The sequence below is a fragment of the Bacillus sp. AF23 genome (assembly GCF_020861455.1).
In the GTDB taxonomy this organism is placed as follows: Bacteria; Bacillota; Bacilli; order Bacillales; family Bacillaceae; genus Bacillus; species Bacillus halotolerans.
In genome coordinates, this window is sequence record NZ_JAJHVY010000030.1 from 240420 (window position 1) to 256842 (window position 16423).

The 16423-nt window shown below is 44.8% G+C and carries 16 protein-coding genes and 1 riboswitch; of the genes, 6 read left to right on the forward strand and 10 right to left on the reverse strand.

The window, feature by feature from the left end:
- Positions 1-29: 29 nt before the first annotated feature.
- The 6 genes from LNN34_RS17040 to LNN34_RS17065 form a co-directional block, all read right to left on the reverse strand.
- A complete protein-coding gene (locus tag LNN34_RS17040; protein ID WP_024122818.1) occupies positions 30-1259 on the reverse strand; it encodes an ABC transporter permease in 1230 nt (409 codons plus the stop codon).
- Positions 1252-1938, reverse strand: coding sequence for an ABC transporter ATP-binding protein (locus LNN34_RS17045; RefSeq protein ID WP_103671336.1), 687 nt, complete (start codon positions 1936-1938; stop codon positions 1252-1254). The genes LNN34_RS17040 and LNN34_RS17045 overlap by 8 nt, the downstream gene beginning before the upstream one ends.
- On the reverse strand, positions 1922-3115 hold the full coding sequence (locus LNN34_RS17050) for an efflux RND transporter periplasmic adaptor subunit (protein WP_103671335.1): 1194 nt from the start codon (positions 3113-3115) through the stop codon (positions 1922-1924). The genes LNN34_RS17045 and LNN34_RS17050 overlap by 17 nt, the downstream gene beginning before the upstream one ends.
- A 172-nt stretch (positions 3116-3287) precedes the next feature.
- Positions 3288-4097, reverse strand: a complete 810-nt coding sequence (locus tag LNN34_RS17055) for an ABC transporter ATP-binding protein (protein WP_024122821.1) — start codon at positions 4095-4097, stop codon at positions 3288-3290.
- Positions 4098-4111: 14 nt separating this feature from the next.
- Complete coding sequence (locus LNN34_RS17060) at positions 4112-5116, reverse strand: FecCD family ABC transporter permease (RefSeq protein ID WP_229043915.1); 1005 nt, start codon at positions 5114-5116, stop codon at positions 4112-4114.
- A complete protein-coding gene (locus tag LNN34_RS17065) occupies positions 5116-6156 on the reverse strand; it encodes a FecCD family ABC transporter permease (protein ID WP_369810958.1) in 1041 nt (346 codons plus the stop codon). Before LNN34_RS17065 ends, LNN34_RS17060 begins: the two co-directional genes overlap by 1 nt.
- Before the next feature lie 213 nt (positions 6157-6369).
- Between LNN34_RS17065 and LNN34_RS17070 the strand changes: the two genes are divergently transcribed.
- Positions 6370-7317: an iron-hydroxamate ABC transporter substrate-binding protein gene (locus tag LNN34_RS17070; RefSeq protein ID WP_198098012.1), complete on the forward strand. Its 948-nt coding sequence runs from the start codon at positions 6370-6372 to the stop codon at positions 7315-7317.
- 364 nt (positions 7318-7681) lie between these two features.
- Here the strand turns inward: LNN34_RS17070 and LNN34_RS17075 are convergent, their stop codons facing one another.
- Positions 7682-9091: an amino acid permease gene (locus tag LNN34_RS17075; RefSeq protein WP_103671332.1), complete on the reverse strand. Its 1410-nt coding sequence runs from the start codon at positions 9089-9091 to the stop codon at positions 7682-7684.
- Positions 9092-9195: 104 nt separating this feature from the next.
- A riboswitch (Lysine riboswitch) is annotated at positions 9196-9375 on the reverse strand.
- A 116-nt stretch (positions 9376-9491) separates the two neighbouring features.
- On the reverse strand, positions 9492-9632 hold the full coding sequence (gene sspJ, locus LNN34_RS17080; RefSeq protein ID WP_010331863.1) for a small acid-soluble spore protein SspJ: 141 nt from the start codon (positions 9630-9632) through the stop codon (positions 9492-9494).
- A 166-nt stretch (positions 9633-9798) separates the two neighbouring features.
- Here sspJ and LNN34_RS17085 point away from each other — a divergent pair, with 166 nt between their 5' ends.
- Positions 9799-10281 (forward strand): metal-dependent hydrolase, encoded by a 483-nt coding sequence (locus LNN34_RS17085; RefSeq protein WP_229043918.1) that lies wholly within the window; start codon positions 9799-9801, stop codon positions 10279-10281.
- A 102-nt stretch (positions 10282-10383) separates the two neighbouring features.
- A complete protein-coding gene (locus tag LNN34_RS17090; protein WP_101859958.1) occupies positions 10384-12240 on the forward strand; it encodes an LTA synthase family protein in 1857 nt (618 codons plus the stop codon).
- A gap of 26 nt (positions 12241-12266) precedes the next feature.
- Here LNN34_RS17090 and LNN34_RS17095 read toward each other — a convergent pair whose 3' ends face one another.
- Positions 12267-13193, reverse strand: coding sequence for a substrate-binding domain-containing protein (locus LNN34_RS17095; RefSeq protein ID WP_059292701.1), 927 nt, complete (start codon positions 13191-13193; stop codon positions 12267-12269).
- A 110-nt stretch (positions 13194-13303) separates the two neighbouring features.
- On the opposite strand from LNN34_RS17095, the gene modA reads away from it, so the two are divergent.
- Entirely contained in the window at positions 13304-14086 is a 783-nt protein-coding gene (gene modA, locus LNN34_RS17100) for a molybdate ABC transporter substrate-binding protein (RefSeq protein ID WP_095714055.1), read from the forward strand.
- Complete coding sequence (modB, locus tag LNN34_RS17105; RefSeq protein WP_142367093.1) at positions 14058-14750, forward strand: molybdate ABC transporter permease subunit; 693 nt, start codon at positions 14058-14060, stop codon at positions 14748-14750. Before modA ends, modB begins: the two co-directional genes overlap by 29 nt.
- Before the next feature lie 34 nt (positions 14751-14784).
- On the opposite strand, the gene pgoN is transcribed toward modB, so the two are convergent.
- Positions 14785-15615: a glyoxal/methylglyoxal reductase gene (gene pgoN / locus LNN34_RS17110; protein WP_024122832.1), complete on the reverse strand. Its 831-nt coding sequence runs from the start codon at positions 15613-15615 to the stop codon at positions 14785-14787.
- Positions 15616-15859: 244 nt separating this feature from the next.
- Between pgoN and yvgO the strand changes: the two genes are divergently transcribed.
- On the forward strand, positions 15860-16345 hold the full coding sequence (yvgO, locus tag LNN34_RS17115; RefSeq protein ID WP_024122833.1) for a stress response protein YvgO: 486 nt from the start codon (positions 15860-15862) through the stop codon (positions 16343-16345).
- The last annotated feature ends 78 nt before the right edge of the window (positions 16346-16423 follow it).

Here is a 16423-nt window from a genome sequence, read left to right on the forward strand (position 1 = left end):
AGAACGCCATCCGATTGGATGCGTTCTTTTTATTCATATCGAAGCGCGTCAACAGGCTGAAGCTTCGATGCCTTAATGGACGGCAGCAAGCCGAAAATAATGCCGACTGCCATTGAGAAAATGAGTGCTCCGATAACTGCCGGAACGGAGATGATAAAAGGCATCGGAAAGATCACCGTGATAAGTTTAGCGATGCCAAAGCCCGCCAGCACACCGAGAATTCCGCCAATACTTGTCAGCACGACGGCCTCTGTTAAAAATTGAAATAAAATCACGCGCCGCTTGGCACCGAGCGCCTTCTTAATTCCGATTTCCCGCGTTCGCTCCGTCACTGAAACAAGCATAATGTTCATGACACCGATGCCTCCGACCAAAAGTGAGATGCTTGCAATTCCGCCAAGCAGCAGAGCGAATGACTGGTTAAAGGACTCCACTTCCTGAGCGACCTCCTGAAGATCCATCACGCTGTACTCCGCTTTTTCCAAATCAGCATCTGACAGTCCTTGATTTAGAAGGTCCGCGGCCATTACACCGGCTTCTTGGATATGCTCAGAAGAGTCTGCCTGCACCGCAATCTGTGTCGGCGCGTCAAATCCTTCAATAAGCGGCCACACTTTTTTCGGCACATATAAAACCGGATTCGCATATTCGCCATCAAACATGCTTTCTTCCTGTTTCTTTTCATGAAAAACACCGGCAACCCGGAACGGCACACCATTCATCTCAATGTTTTTGTGCAGAGCGTCACCGTCAGGAAACAGCTCATCTCTTGCGGCCTCATTGATCATAACCACTTGGTGTGTGCTGTTTAATTCTTTTTCCGCCAGCTTTCTCCCCTCAGTGATGCTGATCGGGAACATATTGAAATAATCAGCATCCACTCCGTACACTTGAGGATAAGAAACGTTCGTTAAGTGAAAAACGGTGGCGCCTTCGGACAAGTAATATAAAGATAATCCTTTTACAACCGGGTCTGATTTTATTGCCTTAATGGTTTCTTCAGATACAGGGGGTGCGGACGTATAAGAAACCTCCTGGTAACCGCCTTCCTCCTCCCCGCCTGTTGGCTGGTACACAACATTAATCGCGTTATTTCCCATGCCTATCATGCTTTGCTTTAATTGCTCGCTTTGGCCTTTCAGCATAGAGACGATCGCAATGATCGCCGCTATACCGATAATGACACCAAGCATCGTAAGAATCGACCTCAGCTTATGTGAAAAAATAGATTGAAAGGAGATCCGAATATGTTCAAGCATGGCTAATCCCTCTCTCGTCTAACACTAATTCTCCGTCTCTGATGAAAACGGTTCTGTCGGCTTTTTTGGCGACGTCCGGGTCATGGGTAATCATAATGATCGTTGTTCCTTCCCGATGCAATTGTGAAAACAGCGACAAAATTTGTTCACTTGATTTTGTATCAAGCGCCCCGGTCGGTTCATCTGCCAGAATAAACCGAGGCTGATTGACAAGGGCTCTGGCAATCGCCACCCGCTGCTTTTGTCCGCCGGACAGCTTTGGCGGCTTGTAAGAGATCCTATCTTTCAAACCAACCTTTTCAAGAGCTTCATAGGCTCTTTGCCTTCTTTCTTTTTTCTTTACCTTATTGTAAATCATCGGCAGCTCGACATTTTGAAGTGCGGTAAGGCGCGGCAGCAAATGAAAGGTTTGAAACACAAACCCGATCGATTCGTTGCGAATGTCAGCCAAAGCACCGTCTTTCCCTTTTAATACATCCATCTGGTCCAGCATATAGTTTCCGGAGGTCGGCCTGTCCAAACAGCCTATAATATTCATTAACGTAGACTTCCCTGAACCGGACGGCCCCATAATGGCCAGAAATTCACCAGCTTTGACGGTGAGATTAATATGCTTTAAGATCGGCACCTCTTCTTTGCCCAGCTTGTACGATTTAGAAATATTATTCAGTGTCAGCATTGACTGTAACCTGCTTTCCTTCCTTGACCTCGGGATCAGGATAGATCACATAATCTTCCGGCGTCAGGCCGCTTTTGATTTCGACCATGTCACTTTCGTCTGTCTCCCCGATTTCAACAGGCTGTTTAACCGCTTTCTGCTCCTCATCCGTCTTCCAAACGTATGGTTCGCCATCATCTTGGATAATCATGTCGGACGGCAGCTTAATGGTATTCGCATCTGCTTCGTCACTCATGACTTCAATATTGACATGATAGCCGACTTCAAGGCCCTTATGGCTGTCCAATAAAACAGTGAAAGGATAGTTAGAGGATTGGGGATTCATTTCCTCTTCAGCATAACTTTCTGACTCTTCCCCCTCGCCTGTTCCAGCAGGAAGCTTGCCGATTGAAGTAATCTTGCCTTTCCACTCGCCTTCACCGCCTGTTTTCAGCGTAACTCTGACTTTGCTGCCTTTTTTAATCGTGTCCATTAACAGCTCGTTGATTTGGCTTTTCACAAGGTATTTGCCCGTTGAAACGATTTGGATATACGGGCCTGCTGCCTGATCACCCGTTGCGCCGTCCGCAATATCCTGATTGACGCTTTGAACGATACCGTCATGCTTGCTTGTGATCACATTTGAACCTTTGTTTTTCGTAAGTGCAGCCAGTTCTTTTTGGTGCTGCTTCAGTTCAAGCTGGCTTGTTTTTAAATCAAAATTGGCCTGGTCAAGCTCGTCTTGAAGCTGTGCTTTCTCGTCTTTTCCGGCTGTCTTTAGCTTCTTCTCAGTTTCTGCTATTGATTTTTGCAAGCGGCTGATTTGAAGGTTTGTCATTTCGGTTTGTAAATTGCTTTGCTCAATTTCGTCAGAATGATCCTCGCCCTCGTACTCGAAAAGCTTATCGCCTTTTTTAACCTTATCGCCTTCTTTGACGTACGTTTTTTTAATGCTTCCTTTCTCTGAATCTATGTATACTTTTTGCTGTTTCTCTGGTTCAACTTTTCCCGAAAACGATTGGGCAGATTCAGATTCACCGCCCATATACACCGCGACCGATTCAGCATAAGGCTCCGATGATACGGCAACTTGGTTCATGTGAGTAAAAAAGTAAAAACCGCCGGCGCCGATCCCCGCCAGTACGAGCACACCGGCACATATCGAACCGGCAATAAGCCATTTTTTCTTCTTGGACACAATGATCTCCTCTTTCTGTAATCTTCGTAATATTTTCGAAACATTCTAACCAATATTATCTATTAATTCAAATAGACTTTCAATCTTTTTCTTCAAAATCTGGAATTAGCAAGAAAAATTATATTTTTGTGGTTAAAAATAAAAAAATCCCGGCGTCATACCAGGATTTTTCTTACACAGAAACAAGCTGTTTTTCAGTTTTAATCAGGTCATAAGTTAAGCATACTGGTTTATTTGTACGAGGATCAGTGACGATTTCGGCATCAATCTGGAATACCCGCTTCAAAATATCCGGCGTCATGACCTCCAGTGCGGTCCCTTCCTTAATAACCGTGCCTTTTTTGAGCGCAATCATATAATGGGAAAATCGGGCCGCGTGATTCAGATCATGAATCACCATTAAAATCGTCCGTCCTTGCTCCTTGTTCAGTCTGTCAAGCAGCTGCAGGATTTCGAGCTGATGTGCGAGATCGAGATATGTTGTAGGCTCGTCAAGCAAAAGCAGCTCTGTCCCTTGTGCAAGCGCCATCGCAATCCACACGCGCTGACGCTGTCCGCCTGACAATGCCTCAATCGGACGCTCATGGTATTCCGCCATGCCGGTTTCTTCGAGTGCCCATTTGATGATGCGGCGGTCTTCATCATTTAATCTGCCGAAGCCTGATTGATGCGGAAATCTGCCGTACGACACCAATTCGTACACCGTTAAACCGCTCGGAGCCTCAGGCGTCTGCGGCAGAATGGCCATATCCTTCGCAATGTCCTTAGTAGACATTTTATGAATCGCATTGCCGTTTAAGTAAACGGCACCTTGATGCGAGCGCATAATTCTGGACATCGTTTTTAATATCGTTGACTTTCCGCAGCCATTCGGCCCAATTAAGGTTGTTATTTTTCCTTTAGGAATGGATATATTTAAATCTTCTACAATCAGCCTGTCGCCATAACCGATCCCAAGCTGTTCCGTTGATAATGAATTCAAGTTCGGTCCCCTCCTCAATTCGATTTCATCAATAAATAAATAAAGTAAGGCGCACCTAAAACGGAGATGACAAGTCCGACCGGAATTTCTGACGGTGCCAATACATTTCTCGCCAGCGTATCAGCCAGAAGAAACAGAAACGCGCCGATAAAGGCGGAAACCGGTATAAGCGTCTGGTGGCGGGGACCGGTAAGCCTCCTTGCCACATGCGGTGCAATTAATCCGAGGAACGCGATGCCTCCTGCAGCTGCCACACAGGATGCGGCAAGAGCGACCGCTGCCAGAAGGAGAATCCGTCTTTCCTTTTCAACAGCAGTGCCAAGTCCGGTCGCTAAGTGGTCTCCCAGCTGTAAAATGTTCAGATAGCGTGCTTTATATAAAGTAAAAGGAAGCAAGATCACAATCCAGGGGAGTACCGCCCAGATCATGTTCCAATTGGCCCCCCATATCGAGCCTGATATCCAAACTGCAGCCTGCATAAAGTCATGCGGGTCCATTTTGAGCTGAAAAATAAGCAAAAGGGCATTAAATCCGGCATTTACACCGATTCCGACTAGGATCAGCCGAATCGGAGTCACACCTTTTTTCCAAGCCAGAAGATAAATGAGAAACGCGGCGAGGAACGCGCCTGCCAGAGCGCTGAACGGCAGCATAAACGTCCCTAAAAAGCCGAGATCTGATGCTGACCCTTGAAAAAAGTAAATAAAGAGCACAACAGCAAGCGAACCCCCGGCGTTAATCCCGAGAATACCCGGTTCAGCCAAATCATTTTGAGACACGCTTTGCAAAATGGCTCCGGCAACAGCAATACCCGCCCCAACAAGCAGCGACAACATTATTCGCGGCAGCCTGAACTCAAATAAGACAAGCTCATCCCGCGCCGTTCCTTGGCCGAAAAAGACCTTGAGCGTTTCCAATGGGGCAATTTTAATGACACCCAGATTCAGACTGATAAAAAAGACAAACATGATCAGCAGAAAAGTTACTGCTATCACAACAAGAGGTTTTTTCGTTTTCATTACAGCCCTCTCCTTTCACGACGTGCCAAATAAAAGAAAAAGGGAACACCGATGAGAGAGGTCAGCGCGCCGACAGGCGTTTCAAACGGCGCGTTCACGAGTCTGGCCGCAATGTCAGCAAAAACAAGCAAAACAGCGCCAAGCACCGCCGAGCAAGGAATAATCCACCGATAATCAACCCCTACCAAAAACCTTGTGATATGAGGAATGATCAGTCCGATAAACGCGATGGTGCCGGCAATGGAAACAGCAGCTCCCGTCAACACCACAACGACAAGCATGCCAACCAGTTTCACCGCTGATGTATACTGCCCAAGCCCCTTCGCCAGATCGTCACCGAGGCTTAACACCGTCACAGACCGGGCAATGATAAACGCAAACGTCAAACCGACAGCTCCTGCAATAACCAGCAGCTGAACGCCTGACCATTTCACACCCGCTACCCCGCCTGCGTACCAAAAGCTGACATCCTGTGCTACATCAAAACGGAGCGCAATTGCGGTTGAAATGCCCGTAAAGAAATAACTGACGGCCGTTCCGGCAAGAGCAAGCTTTACAGGCGTGAGACCGCCCCTGGAAAACATGCCGATGCCCAATACCGTCGATGCCCCCAGTCCGGCGCCCGCAAAGGACCACAGCACAAGCCCGAAGGCAGAAAGCCCTGGAAAAAAAGCAAACGCAATCGAAATAGCAAAAGCAGAGCCCGATGTTATCCCCATAATAGAAGGCTCCGCCAATGGGTTTCTCGTCATGCCCTGCATGATCGCCCCAGACACGGCTAACAATGCGCCGACAAGCGCGGCAGCAGCCGTTCTTGGCAGCCGAAGATCGTGTATAATTTGGTGTGAGGTTTCATTTGGCTGGAAATGAAAGATGGCGTCCCACACAGTCCGTAAATGGATATCCGCAGCACCGAGAGAAATGGACAGCATCGCGCCGAAGCATAATAAACATACCCCCGCAACAAGCACAATGACCGCACCAAACGACCGGGATGTCCATTGAATTTCTTCATCTGATATCATCTGTTTATTTTTCATGTGACTCAACAGCCGTACTTCCTTTCGATAATGATAATGATTATCAATTGCTGTTTCAGTATATCACTTTTTTCTGCTGATTTAATAGAGCGTTTTGATAAAAATGAGAATATGAATGCAAAAATATCGTGTCAACTGGCACTTGTGATGGTATAATCACAGGTGATAATGATTCTCTTTATCATCTATTTATTTGGAAAGAAGGTATGAGATATGACCCATACATACAAGAAGCTTGGTGCCGCTTTTTTTGCTCTTTTATTGATTGCAGCGCTGGCAGCCTGCGGAAATCACTCAGAAAGCAAAGGCTCTTCCTCTGATTCAAAAGACGAAGAAACCGTTACATACAAGGCTGAAAACGGAAATGTAAAAATTCCCAAACATCCTAAACGGGTGGTTGTCATGGCTGACGGCTACTACGGAGACTTCAAAACACTGGGCATCAACGTCGTCGGTGCACCTGAAAATGTATTTAAAAACCCTTACTACAAAGGTAAAACCGACGGTGTCACAAATATCGGAGACGGCACTTCTGTTGAAAAAGTGATTGATTTAAACCCTGACCTGATCATCGTTTGGACTACACAAGGCGCCGATATTAAAAAGCTCGAAAAAATCGCGCCGACTGTTGCGGTGAAATACGATAAACTCGATAACATCGAACAGTTTAAAGAATTCGCAAAAATGACAGGAACGGAAGATAAAGCGGAGAAGTGGCTTGCCGAGTGGGACAAAAAAGTCGCGGCAGCCAAAACAAAAATTCAAAAAGTCATTGGTGACAAAACAGTTTCTATTATGCAAACAAACGGCAAAGACATTTATGTATTCGGTAAAGATTTCGGAAGAGGCGGAAGCATCGTCTACAAAGATCTTGGTTTACAGGCCACAAAACTGACAAAGGAAAAAGCGATTGACCAAGGCCCAGGGTATACCAGCATTTCTTTAGAAAAGCTCCCTGACTTCGCCGGAGATTACATTTTCGCGGGTCCATGGCAATCAGGCGGAGACGATGGCGGCGTATTTGACAGTTCCATTTGGAAAAACCTCGATGCTGTCAAAAATGATCATGTCTATAAAATTGACCCGATCGGCTTCTATTTCTCAGACCCGATTTCACTAGAGGGACAGCTGAAGTTTATCACGAAAAGCTTAACAAAATAAACAAAGAGCCGCACTGATCTGCGGCTCTTTTCTATATTGCAAAGAATCCGACAGGACGGAGCAACTCATATTGAACCGCATCGCATATTTTCTTTCTCAATTCATATTAAGCTGCATCATCATTGCCATTAGTTTTTTCAACGGTCTTTATATCGGAAAACCTTTTTCTCATGTGCTTCTCGTTTTTATCCTAGTGCTGGCTTTGTTTCATTTTCTGATGAAACTGAAAAAGCGTTTTTTGCATATTCGAATGTCTCTATCACTGACAGCGTTCCTGTCCGCTATTTTGTGTATGGGACTTATAACAGGAGAAATAACGTTTTTATAAAAAAGACACCTGACTGCATTGTCAGGTGTCTTTTTTTTATGCTTGTTTTTCTTTCGAGAATTTCTTAATCACAAACGGATAAATCACCAGACCGACAAAGAACAAACCGATGCCGAGAATAAATGTCGTTAAATCCGCTGTGCCTGTTACGATAACAAACAATGAGTATACACACGCTAAAATCGCGATCAATCCGTCTTTTACCCGGGAACCTTTCAGCTGATCATACGTTTCGCCTTTTATAACAAGCTTCAGGCTGTAAATCGCAGACACTAAATACGGAATTAAATACGCAAGGGTTGCCGCTGTCGTTAAAAACGTAAATGCGTCACTTATTGTCCGGGAAATAACAGAGAATATGAAGACCTGTGACATCACATTTGTAATGATCAAAGAAATAACCGGGCTTCCTTTTTTATTTGTTTTCGCAAAGACCGCCGGAAAATCTCCTGCTTTAGCAGCTTGGTACGGAACCTCAGAGCCAAGCAAAATCCAGCCGAGCATCGTTCCGAATAAGCAAAGAATCGCCAGTAGCGCCATAATCACACTTCCTGCGTTTCCGACAATCGCATACAGCACATCAACGAACGGTTTTTCAGATCCGACAAGCTTATCGTGCGGCAGAACCCCCATTGTGATCAATGTGACAATAATGTAAATGCTTAACGCGATCAACAAACCTGTGATGGTCGCACGTTTCACATCACGCTGAGTACGCGCGCGTCCAGACAAGATCACTGCTGATTCAATTCCGACAAACGCCCATAGAGTAGAAATGGCGGCGTTGTGAACCTGTCCGCCGATGCCAATGCTTGTGCCGTTCTCACCTTGAATCGGAAAATAAAAATGATCGAATAATGTCGTTTGAAACACAAACAATCCGGCAATGATAAAGAAAACAAAACCTAATACTTTTGAAAACGTTGTGATAAAGTTTAATTTACTAGCACCATTAATGCTTGCAACAAGAATCGTGTGCGTTCCCCAGAGCAAAATCGTACATACAGCAAACGTCAGCAATTGGCCGAGTGTCACCTCTTGGCTGCCGACAGCAAACAGTACACGTTTATCAACTAAAATCGGGAAAAACGAAGTCAAGTAACCGGCTAGACTTGTGATAATCGCCACGTTACTGATCCAGCTCGCCACCCAGTAGCCCCACACCATTGTGAATCCGGCAGCGTTCCCTTTCTTCGGATCAGAAAACAGCGCTCTCGCATAACTTTGCGGCCCCGCTGTCAGCTCAGGCTTGCGAATAGACAAGTGCCCGAAGACAAGCGCAATCATCAGCACGCCCGCACCTGTCAAAAGCCAGGCGGACGTAGCGCCAAGCGGACTTGCAATCGAAGCAAGCGAACTTGGCAGGGAGAAAATCCCCGATCCAACCATATTTCCAACGACAAACGCCGTTAATAACCAAAAACCCCATTTTTTTGTCTGTTCCATTCCAGTACCTCCAATGATTCTTTGTACGGACCAGAACCCGAGATCATGTAAACACAAAAAAAGCCTGAACAAAAGTCCATGCTTAAAGAAACACACACCCTTGATCTCCGGATAGCCCTCCGCGAAAAAGCACGCGGCAGTCCTGCACTTATTCAGATACAGTCCCAGCATAGAGAAGGATCGGCTTTCTCCACACTTCGGCGCTGATGCCTTTTACACATGTTTAACAGCTCCTGTCAGCCTGGCATGTGTGACTCATCATCCGCGCAACCTCTACCTCACTGAGAAAGAGTGAGGATTTATTTATTCAGTTACTCCCAGAAGGTTATCAAAGAAAGAATGATCTGTCAAAGGGAACAGATGGAAAATGCGGATAGAGCCAAGCCCTATCCGCATGCGGTTAGCGATTATTTTTCTTTTTTTGTACAGCTTCTTGAAGCGGATCATCTTTAAGAGCTGAACCGGCATCTTCAAGAGCTCCTTGGATTACGTTTTTTTCTTTTTCAGAACGTTTACCTTTATCTTTATTAAAGAAAGCCATTCGTATCACCTCTTTTAGAAAATAGGTACATCTTTAAGATGCCTTTTTCTCAGGAAATTATGCGGCTCATTTTTTTATCGGCCAAAGTTCTGTTGCTCAAACATACATTCTCTTGATATATTTGTAATTCAGAGATTTTTGCAAAAGATAAAGGAGAAGCGGGGAAATGACAGGAAAAACACACATCATGGGAGGCATCGCTTCTTGTACCGCAGCGGCTTATTATTATGGATTTGACCCAGTACTCATGGCGGCGTCCGGCGCGGTTGGCGCATTAATTCCCGACATCTGCCACACGCAGAGTAAAATCGGAAGAAGATTTCCTATCTTATCGAAAATTGTCAGTTCCGTATTTGGCCACCGCACCTTTACACACAGCCTGCTGTTTCTGCTCATCATGTTTTTTATCACAGCCACATATATTTCAGATAATAACATATCAGCAGGGCTGATGATCGGAATGGCAAGCCACTTGGTTCTGGATGCCTGGACAGTGAATGGCATCAAATTGTTATTCCCTTCAACCATTCGCATACGGCTGCCGCTGTATATGAAGACAGGCAGTTTTTCTGAACAGCTTGTGTTGGCCGGTCTGACAATAGCATCATGCTATTATTTTTATATGCTGTTTCATGGGCGCATGTTTTAAACACGAGTGCTGAAGCTTGTCTAAGAAGACTGTTTTTAGTAGGTTTTACATAAGAAGCATCTCATGGCAGATGTTCAAGAAAACGTGAGGAGTTATAAATTGATGAAAGGAACCTTTTTTCACAATCAGCGTTTTTTAAGTTTATCCATCTTATTCATGTGGATCAAAACTTATGTGATCTATAAACTGGGTTTTGATTTGCAGATCGACTCTCTATTGCAGGAGCTGATTCTGCTGATCAATCCGCTTAGCTTCATACTCCCTCTATTTGGGATTGGCCTGCTTTTAAAAGGCAGCAAGCAGCGCATCTTTTTGCTGATTGCCAATTTGGTTCTGACTGCCATTTTGATCTCCAACACGATTTTTTACGGCTTTTATATCGATTTTATTACCATCCCGGTTTTGTTTCAGGCCAGCAACATGAGCGATATGGGCAGCAGTGTAAAAGAGCTGTTCAATCCTTTGTTCATCGCTCTGTTTGCGGATTTGGCTTTTCTTCTGCTGCTCTCCAGAAAAGAGAAGAGTCCCGAGTCGAAAGCGAACCCCCGTACGGTCAAGCGGTACTATGCCGCTTCCTGCGGGATTCTTATATGTACGCTGGGGCTTGCAGAAATTGAACAGCCGAAGCTATTGGCACATTCCTTCGACCGGGAAGTGCTCGTCAAAAGCATTGGCCTGTTTCAGTTCCACATCTACGATACCATTTCTCAGACTGTCAATATGAGTGCGAAGGCATTTGCCGATGAAGACAGCCTCTCTACAATCAAAAACTACACTGAGGCTGACTACAGCAAGCCTGATCCAAGCAAGTTCGGACTGGCAAAGGGACGGAATGTGATTTTTGTGACGCTTGAATCGACTCAAAGCTTTGTTCTGAATGAAAAGGTAAACGGAAAAGAAATTACCCCGTTTATGAATGACCTGATGAAAAAGAGCTATTCCTTTGATCATTTTTATCAGCAAACAGAGCAAGGCAAAACGTCTGATTCGGAATTTATCGTCGCTAACTCTCTATATCCTTCCCTAAGCGGCGCCGTCTTTTTTACGAAAAGTGACCATCAATTTCATACGATGTACAAATCACTCAAGCAGAATGATTATTATTCAGCCGTCTTTCACGCCAATCATAAAACATTTTGGAACAGAGATGTGATGTATGAAACGTTTGGGATTGACCGCTTTTTTGATGTCGATGAGTTCCATGTGACTCCTGAAACCTCAACAAGCTGGGGATTAAAGGATAAGGAATTTCTGGAACAGTCAGCTTCTAAACTGAAAAACCTGCCGCAGCCGTTCTACAGCAATTTCATCACATTGACGAACCATTTTCCGTTTGAAATTGATGAAAAGGATCAGCTGATTGATAAATATGATTCAAGCAGCGACCTGTTAAACCGCTATGTGACGACGGTTCGCTATGAGGATGAAGCACTGAAGCATTTTATCAAAAAGCTCAAGGATGAAGGCTTATACGAAAACTCGATGATTGTCTTTATGGGAGATCATTACGGCATATCAGAAGCCCATAATAAAGCCCTGGCTGAGTTTTTAGGAAAAAGTGAAATTACGCCATATGACACCGTCCAGCTTCAGCGGGTGCCGTTTATCATTCATATTCCTGGAATCACTGATCAAAACCCGGAAACAATCTCCGATGCCGGAGGACAGGTTGACGTCAGGCCGACTCTGATGCACCTGCTCGGAATTGATACAAAAGGTGATATTCAGTTTGGCAATGATTTGCTGTCAAACAACCGAACGCCATTTGCCGTGCTGAGAAACGGCAGCTTTATCACGAACGACTATGTATATACGAAAAATACATGCTACAGCAAAAAAACAGGAGAAGTGTTAGAAAATCAAGATGCGTGCGCTCCCTATAAAGAAAAAGCAAATGAAGAGCTGTCTCTCTCTGATAAAATGTTAAATGGAGACCTTCTGCGTTTTTATGGTCAATAAAAAAATCCCTCTACGAGGGATTTTTTTCATGTTTCGTATATCACTTTACCTGTCAGCTTCGTTTGATAGCCATTAAGATGAGACAGGTTGGCCTTATATTCTTCCGATTTCAAGATGCTCTTTACAGCTTCAAGCAGCTGCTGGTGTTTTTTCAAAATGACAATGTCGTATTGTTCCTCGATGAGCGGGATAAAATCAACGCTTCCCATATGTGCCGCGTGCTGCGCCCCGATTCCCGCGTCTGCCTGTCCGCTCGAGACTTGGGAGGCAACAGCATAATGATCAGTCACAATGTCACTGTATCCCTTGACGTCTGAAGGTGTCACACCAAGCAGACCAAGCTGTTCGTCAAGCAGCACTCTTGCGCCCGATCCTTTTTCTCTGTTGATGATGCGGATGTCGGTTCGTTTCAGGTCATCCCAGCCTTGTATGTTTTTCGGATTTCCTTTTTGAACGTATAAGCCGGCTTTGCGAAGGACAACATTCATCTGACAAAACGGTTCGCCTGACAGAATGCGTTTGACATAAGGCGTATTATATTGAGCGGTTTCCGCATCGTACAGATGCAAGCTGACAATGTCGCATTTGCCTTGGTACATGTCAATGAGGCTGTTTAAGCTGCCTTTGTATTGGCGGAGCGGCGTCTCTTGAATGGCATTTTCCAAATGCTTGCTGAGCAAATCCATCGATATATCCTGTCCGCTGATGACGACATTCCGCCTGCCCTCCGGCATCGGCTCCTGTGCCTTTCTCGGCTCTTCGGGTGAAGACACAGGCTGAGACATTCTCATGTTCGCCTTATATTGCTTTAAATCTGCTTCATCGACACGCATCTGCCTTCCGACACGGTAAGCAGGGATCATGCCTTTTTTAATCAAATCATAAACGGTCAGCTTTGATACCTTCAGCAGACCAGCAACTTCTTCTATCGTATAGGAAGAGGTTTCATTCATCATCATCACTCTCCTATTTCATTATACCTTTTCGGAGAATGTAAAAAAACCCACATAACCCAAACATAATCAGTTATAATTAGATATAACTAATTATAAGGGGTGCAATCATGTTTAAGAAGTATTCCATTCTGACCGCAGCATTAACTGTTTTTCTGCTTGCAGCAGGCTGCTCTGCCAGCCAATCATCAAGTGACAAAGAGAAAAAAGTGACCTTAACTGTCTCAGCAGCTGCCAGTGCCCAGGATGCACTCGAGGAAATTCAAAAGAATTACGAGAAAACCCATCACAATATTACAATCCAAGATAACTTTGGCTCATCAGGTGCCTTGCAAAAGCAAATTTCTCAAGGAGCCGGGGCGGATCTGTTCTTCTCAGCCGCTGAGGACAAATTCCAAAAGCTTGTAGATGATGGGGATATCGCTAAAAAAGACAGCACTCATTTAGTCGGAAATGAAATTGTGCTCGTTGTGCCTAAGGATGGAGATTCACCAGTCACAGGCTTCGACAATCTGACTGATTCAGAAAAAATCGCTCTTGGAACCCCGGAATCCGTGCCGGCAGGAGCATATGGAAAAGAATCACTGACAAAGCTGTCTCTATGGGACAAAGTAAAAGATAAGATCGTGTACGGAAAAGACGTTCGCCAGGTTCTTTCATATGTAGAAACAGGCAATGTAGACGCAGGTGTCGTTTATAAAACAGACGCGCTGATCTCTAAGAAAGTCAAAATCGTCGATGAGACAAAAGCTGATACACACAGCCCGATCGTTTACCCGTTAGGAATTGTAAAAGATACGAAACACCATAAGGAAGCGAAGGAATTTTACGATTACCTGCAAACTGACGAAGCGATGAAAGTGTTTGAGAAATATGGTTTTACTGCTGAATAACATCAGCACTTCAGAATTTTTCACGCCGGTTATGCTTTCCTTTCAAGTGGCGGCGGTCGCCGGAATCGCGGTGATCATTCTCGGAACTTTGGCAGGGGCATGGATGTCACGAGCATCATTTTTCGGAAAAACCATACTCGAAACGATTTTTATGCTTCCTCTCGTTCTTCCGCCCACCGTTGTCGGTTTTATTTTGATCGTCATGTTTGGAAAGCACAGCTTCATCGGACAAACAATCGAATGGATCTTTCATCAGCCCGTGATTTTCACCTGGTGGGCCGCTGTGATTGCTTCTGCTATCGTGGCTTTTCCGCTTATGTATCAATCGGCCAAAACCGGATTTTCCGATATTGACCCCGATATAGAGGGAGCGGCAATGGTAGACGGCGCAAGCAGATGGAGGGTGTTTATCCATATCTCCATTCCGCTGGCGTATCCATCGTTGCTGACCGGAAGCATCCTCAGCCTGGCGCGGGCGCTCGGTGAATTCGGCGCCACCTTGATGTTTGCCGGAAATATCCCGGGTGTTACCCAAACACTGCCGACAGCCATTTATGTCGCTTTGGATTCCGGCAACAACGCACTTGCATGGGCGTGGGTCATCTGTATCATCGTGATTTCCTTTCTGATGCTGTTTTTGATTCAACTGAAAAAAACGCACTAAAAAAACTCCCCGTGTGTAGACGGGGAGTTTTTGATTAAAACAGAAGCTCATCGGGGTTTGGACCGACACGTTCATCTTTATTTAACGCATCAATCTTGTCCATGTCTTCTTGAGACAATTCGAAATCAAAAATATCTGCGTTTTCGATAATACGGTGTTCTTTAATCGATTTTGGAATCGTTACAACTTCATGCTGAAGATCCCAGCGCAAAATCACTTGTGCTACAGATTTATTATATTTTTCAGCGATCTGTGTCAGCACGTCGTTATCAAGCAGCTGGCCCTGCATAAGCGGAGACCATGCTTCCAGCTGGATGCCTTGTTTTTTGCAGTAGTCTCTTAATTCTTTTTGCGTCAAACGAGGGTGAAATTCAACTTGGTTCACCATTGGTTTGATTTCAGCATCTTTCAAAAGCTCTTCTAAATGATGAACTTGGAAGTTGCTGACGCCGATCGCGCGGATTTTGCCGTCTTTGTACAGCTTTTCAAGCGCGCGCCATGTATCTTTATACTTATCCTTGCCAGGCCAGTGGATTAAATATAAGTCTAAATAATCAAGCTGAAGTCTTTCCAGGCTTTTTTCAAAGGCAGCAAGCGTTGTATCGTAGCCCTGATCTTCATTCCATACTTTTGATGTAATGAAGAGCTCTTCTCTTGCAACACCGGATTCTTTAATGCCGATGCCTACACCTTCTTCATTTTTATAGACAGCCGCTGTATCAATGCTGCGGTAGCCATTTTTAATCGCAGCTTTAACCGATTCAGTCGCTTCACTTCCGTTTTCTACTTTAAAAACACCAAGACCGAACCAAGGCATTTCAACTCCGTTATGTAGCTTTACAGTATCTTTTAAACTTGTTGCCACTTGAACATCCACCCTTCCATTGAAATGTAAGCGTCTATATTATCTCACATTCCTCTCAGCAGATACCAATAATACGCTTAAGAGCCTCTTTTTGCTTCTTTTTTCATACGGACGTTTTTTATTTCATAGTAAACAATACGCATTTGTACTATTTTTTTCCTATTTTATCAATTATAAGATTATTTAGACAGTGAGCAGGGTAAGCGAATACTGTAGCCCACAAAAACATAGAGGAGGAAACAAATTGAAACGTATTCGTATCCCAATGACTCTTGCACTTGGCGCCGCTTTGACAATTGCCCCTTTGTCCCTTGCCTCTGCTGAGGAAAATCCCGCACCGAAGATCTCACAGAAAACAACAGCCGGAACAGCTGCCGCAGAAGTCGGTTTAAACGTCAACCTTGATTTGCTAGGGATTGCCAACCAAATTTCAGATGCCATTAAATCAGCCCAGAACCGGGACGGTTTTGTGAAAAATCTCATGGAGTCTTCCTTCTACGCATCCGGCCAAAAATATAACGTCATGGTTTTTAACTTAAGCCAGGAATATGAAGATCACTTAAACGGTGTGCAATTTTACGGCTCGGCCGTTTATGACGGCATTACGTATGGCATTTGGGTATTTGAAGACGGAAGCTTCACAAACAAAGGAGACGGCGGCTGGATCAACTGGGCCTTCAGAGGCTGGTTCGACCGAAATGACAACACTGTCGAATTCCATCGCCCCTAACCTATAGAAAAAAGCTGGCGTCCGGGGACTGACCCCATAAGATGAGACAAATAAAAAACACCTTCAAGTTTGAAAACG

Bases quoted from the DNA above. Each gene is read 5' to 3' on its own strand.
- LNN34_RS17040 (WP_024122818.1), bottom strand. From the start codon at position 1,259: ATGCTTGAACATATTCGGATCTCCTTTCAATCTATTTTTTCACATAAG.
- LNN34_RS17045 (WP_103671336.1), bottom strand. From the start codon at position 1,938: ATGCTGACACTGAATAATATTTCTAAATCGTACAAGCTGGGCAAAGAA.
- LNN34_RS17060 (WP_229043915.1), bottom strand. From the start codon at position 5,116: ATGAAAACGAAAAAACCTCTTGTTGTGATAGCAGTAACTTTTCTGCTG.
- LNN34_RS17065 (WP_369810958.1), bottom strand. From the start codon at position 6,156: ATGAAAAATAAACAGATGATATCAGATGAAGAAATTCAATGGACATCC.
- LNN34_RS17070 (WP_198098012.1), top strand. From the start codon at position 6,370: ATGACCCATACATACAAGAAGCTTGGTGCCGCTTTTTTTGCTCTTTTA.
- LNN34_RS17075 (WP_103671332.1), bottom strand. From the start codon at position 9,091: ATGGAACAGACAAAAAAATGGGGTTTTTGGTTATTAACGGCGTTTGTC.
- sspJ (WP_010331863.1), bottom strand. From the start codon at position 9,632: ATGGCTTTCTTTAATAAAGATAAAGGTAAACGTTCTGAAAAAGAAAAA.
- LNN34_RS17085 (WP_229043918.1), top strand. From the start codon at position 9,799: ATGACAGGAAAAACACACATCATGGGAGGCATCGCTTCTTGTACCGCA.
- LNN34_RS17090 (WP_101859958.1), top strand. From the start codon at position 10,384: ATGAAAGGAACCTTTTTTCACAATCAGCGTTTTTTAAGTTTATCCATC.
- LNN34_RS17095 (WP_059292701.1), bottom strand. From the start codon at position 13,193: ATGAATGAAACCTCTTCCTATACGATAGAAGAAGTTGCTGGTCTGCTG.
- modA (WP_095714055.1), top strand. From the start codon at position 13,304: ATGTTTAAGAAGTATTCCATTCTGACCGCAGCATTAACTGTTTTTCTG.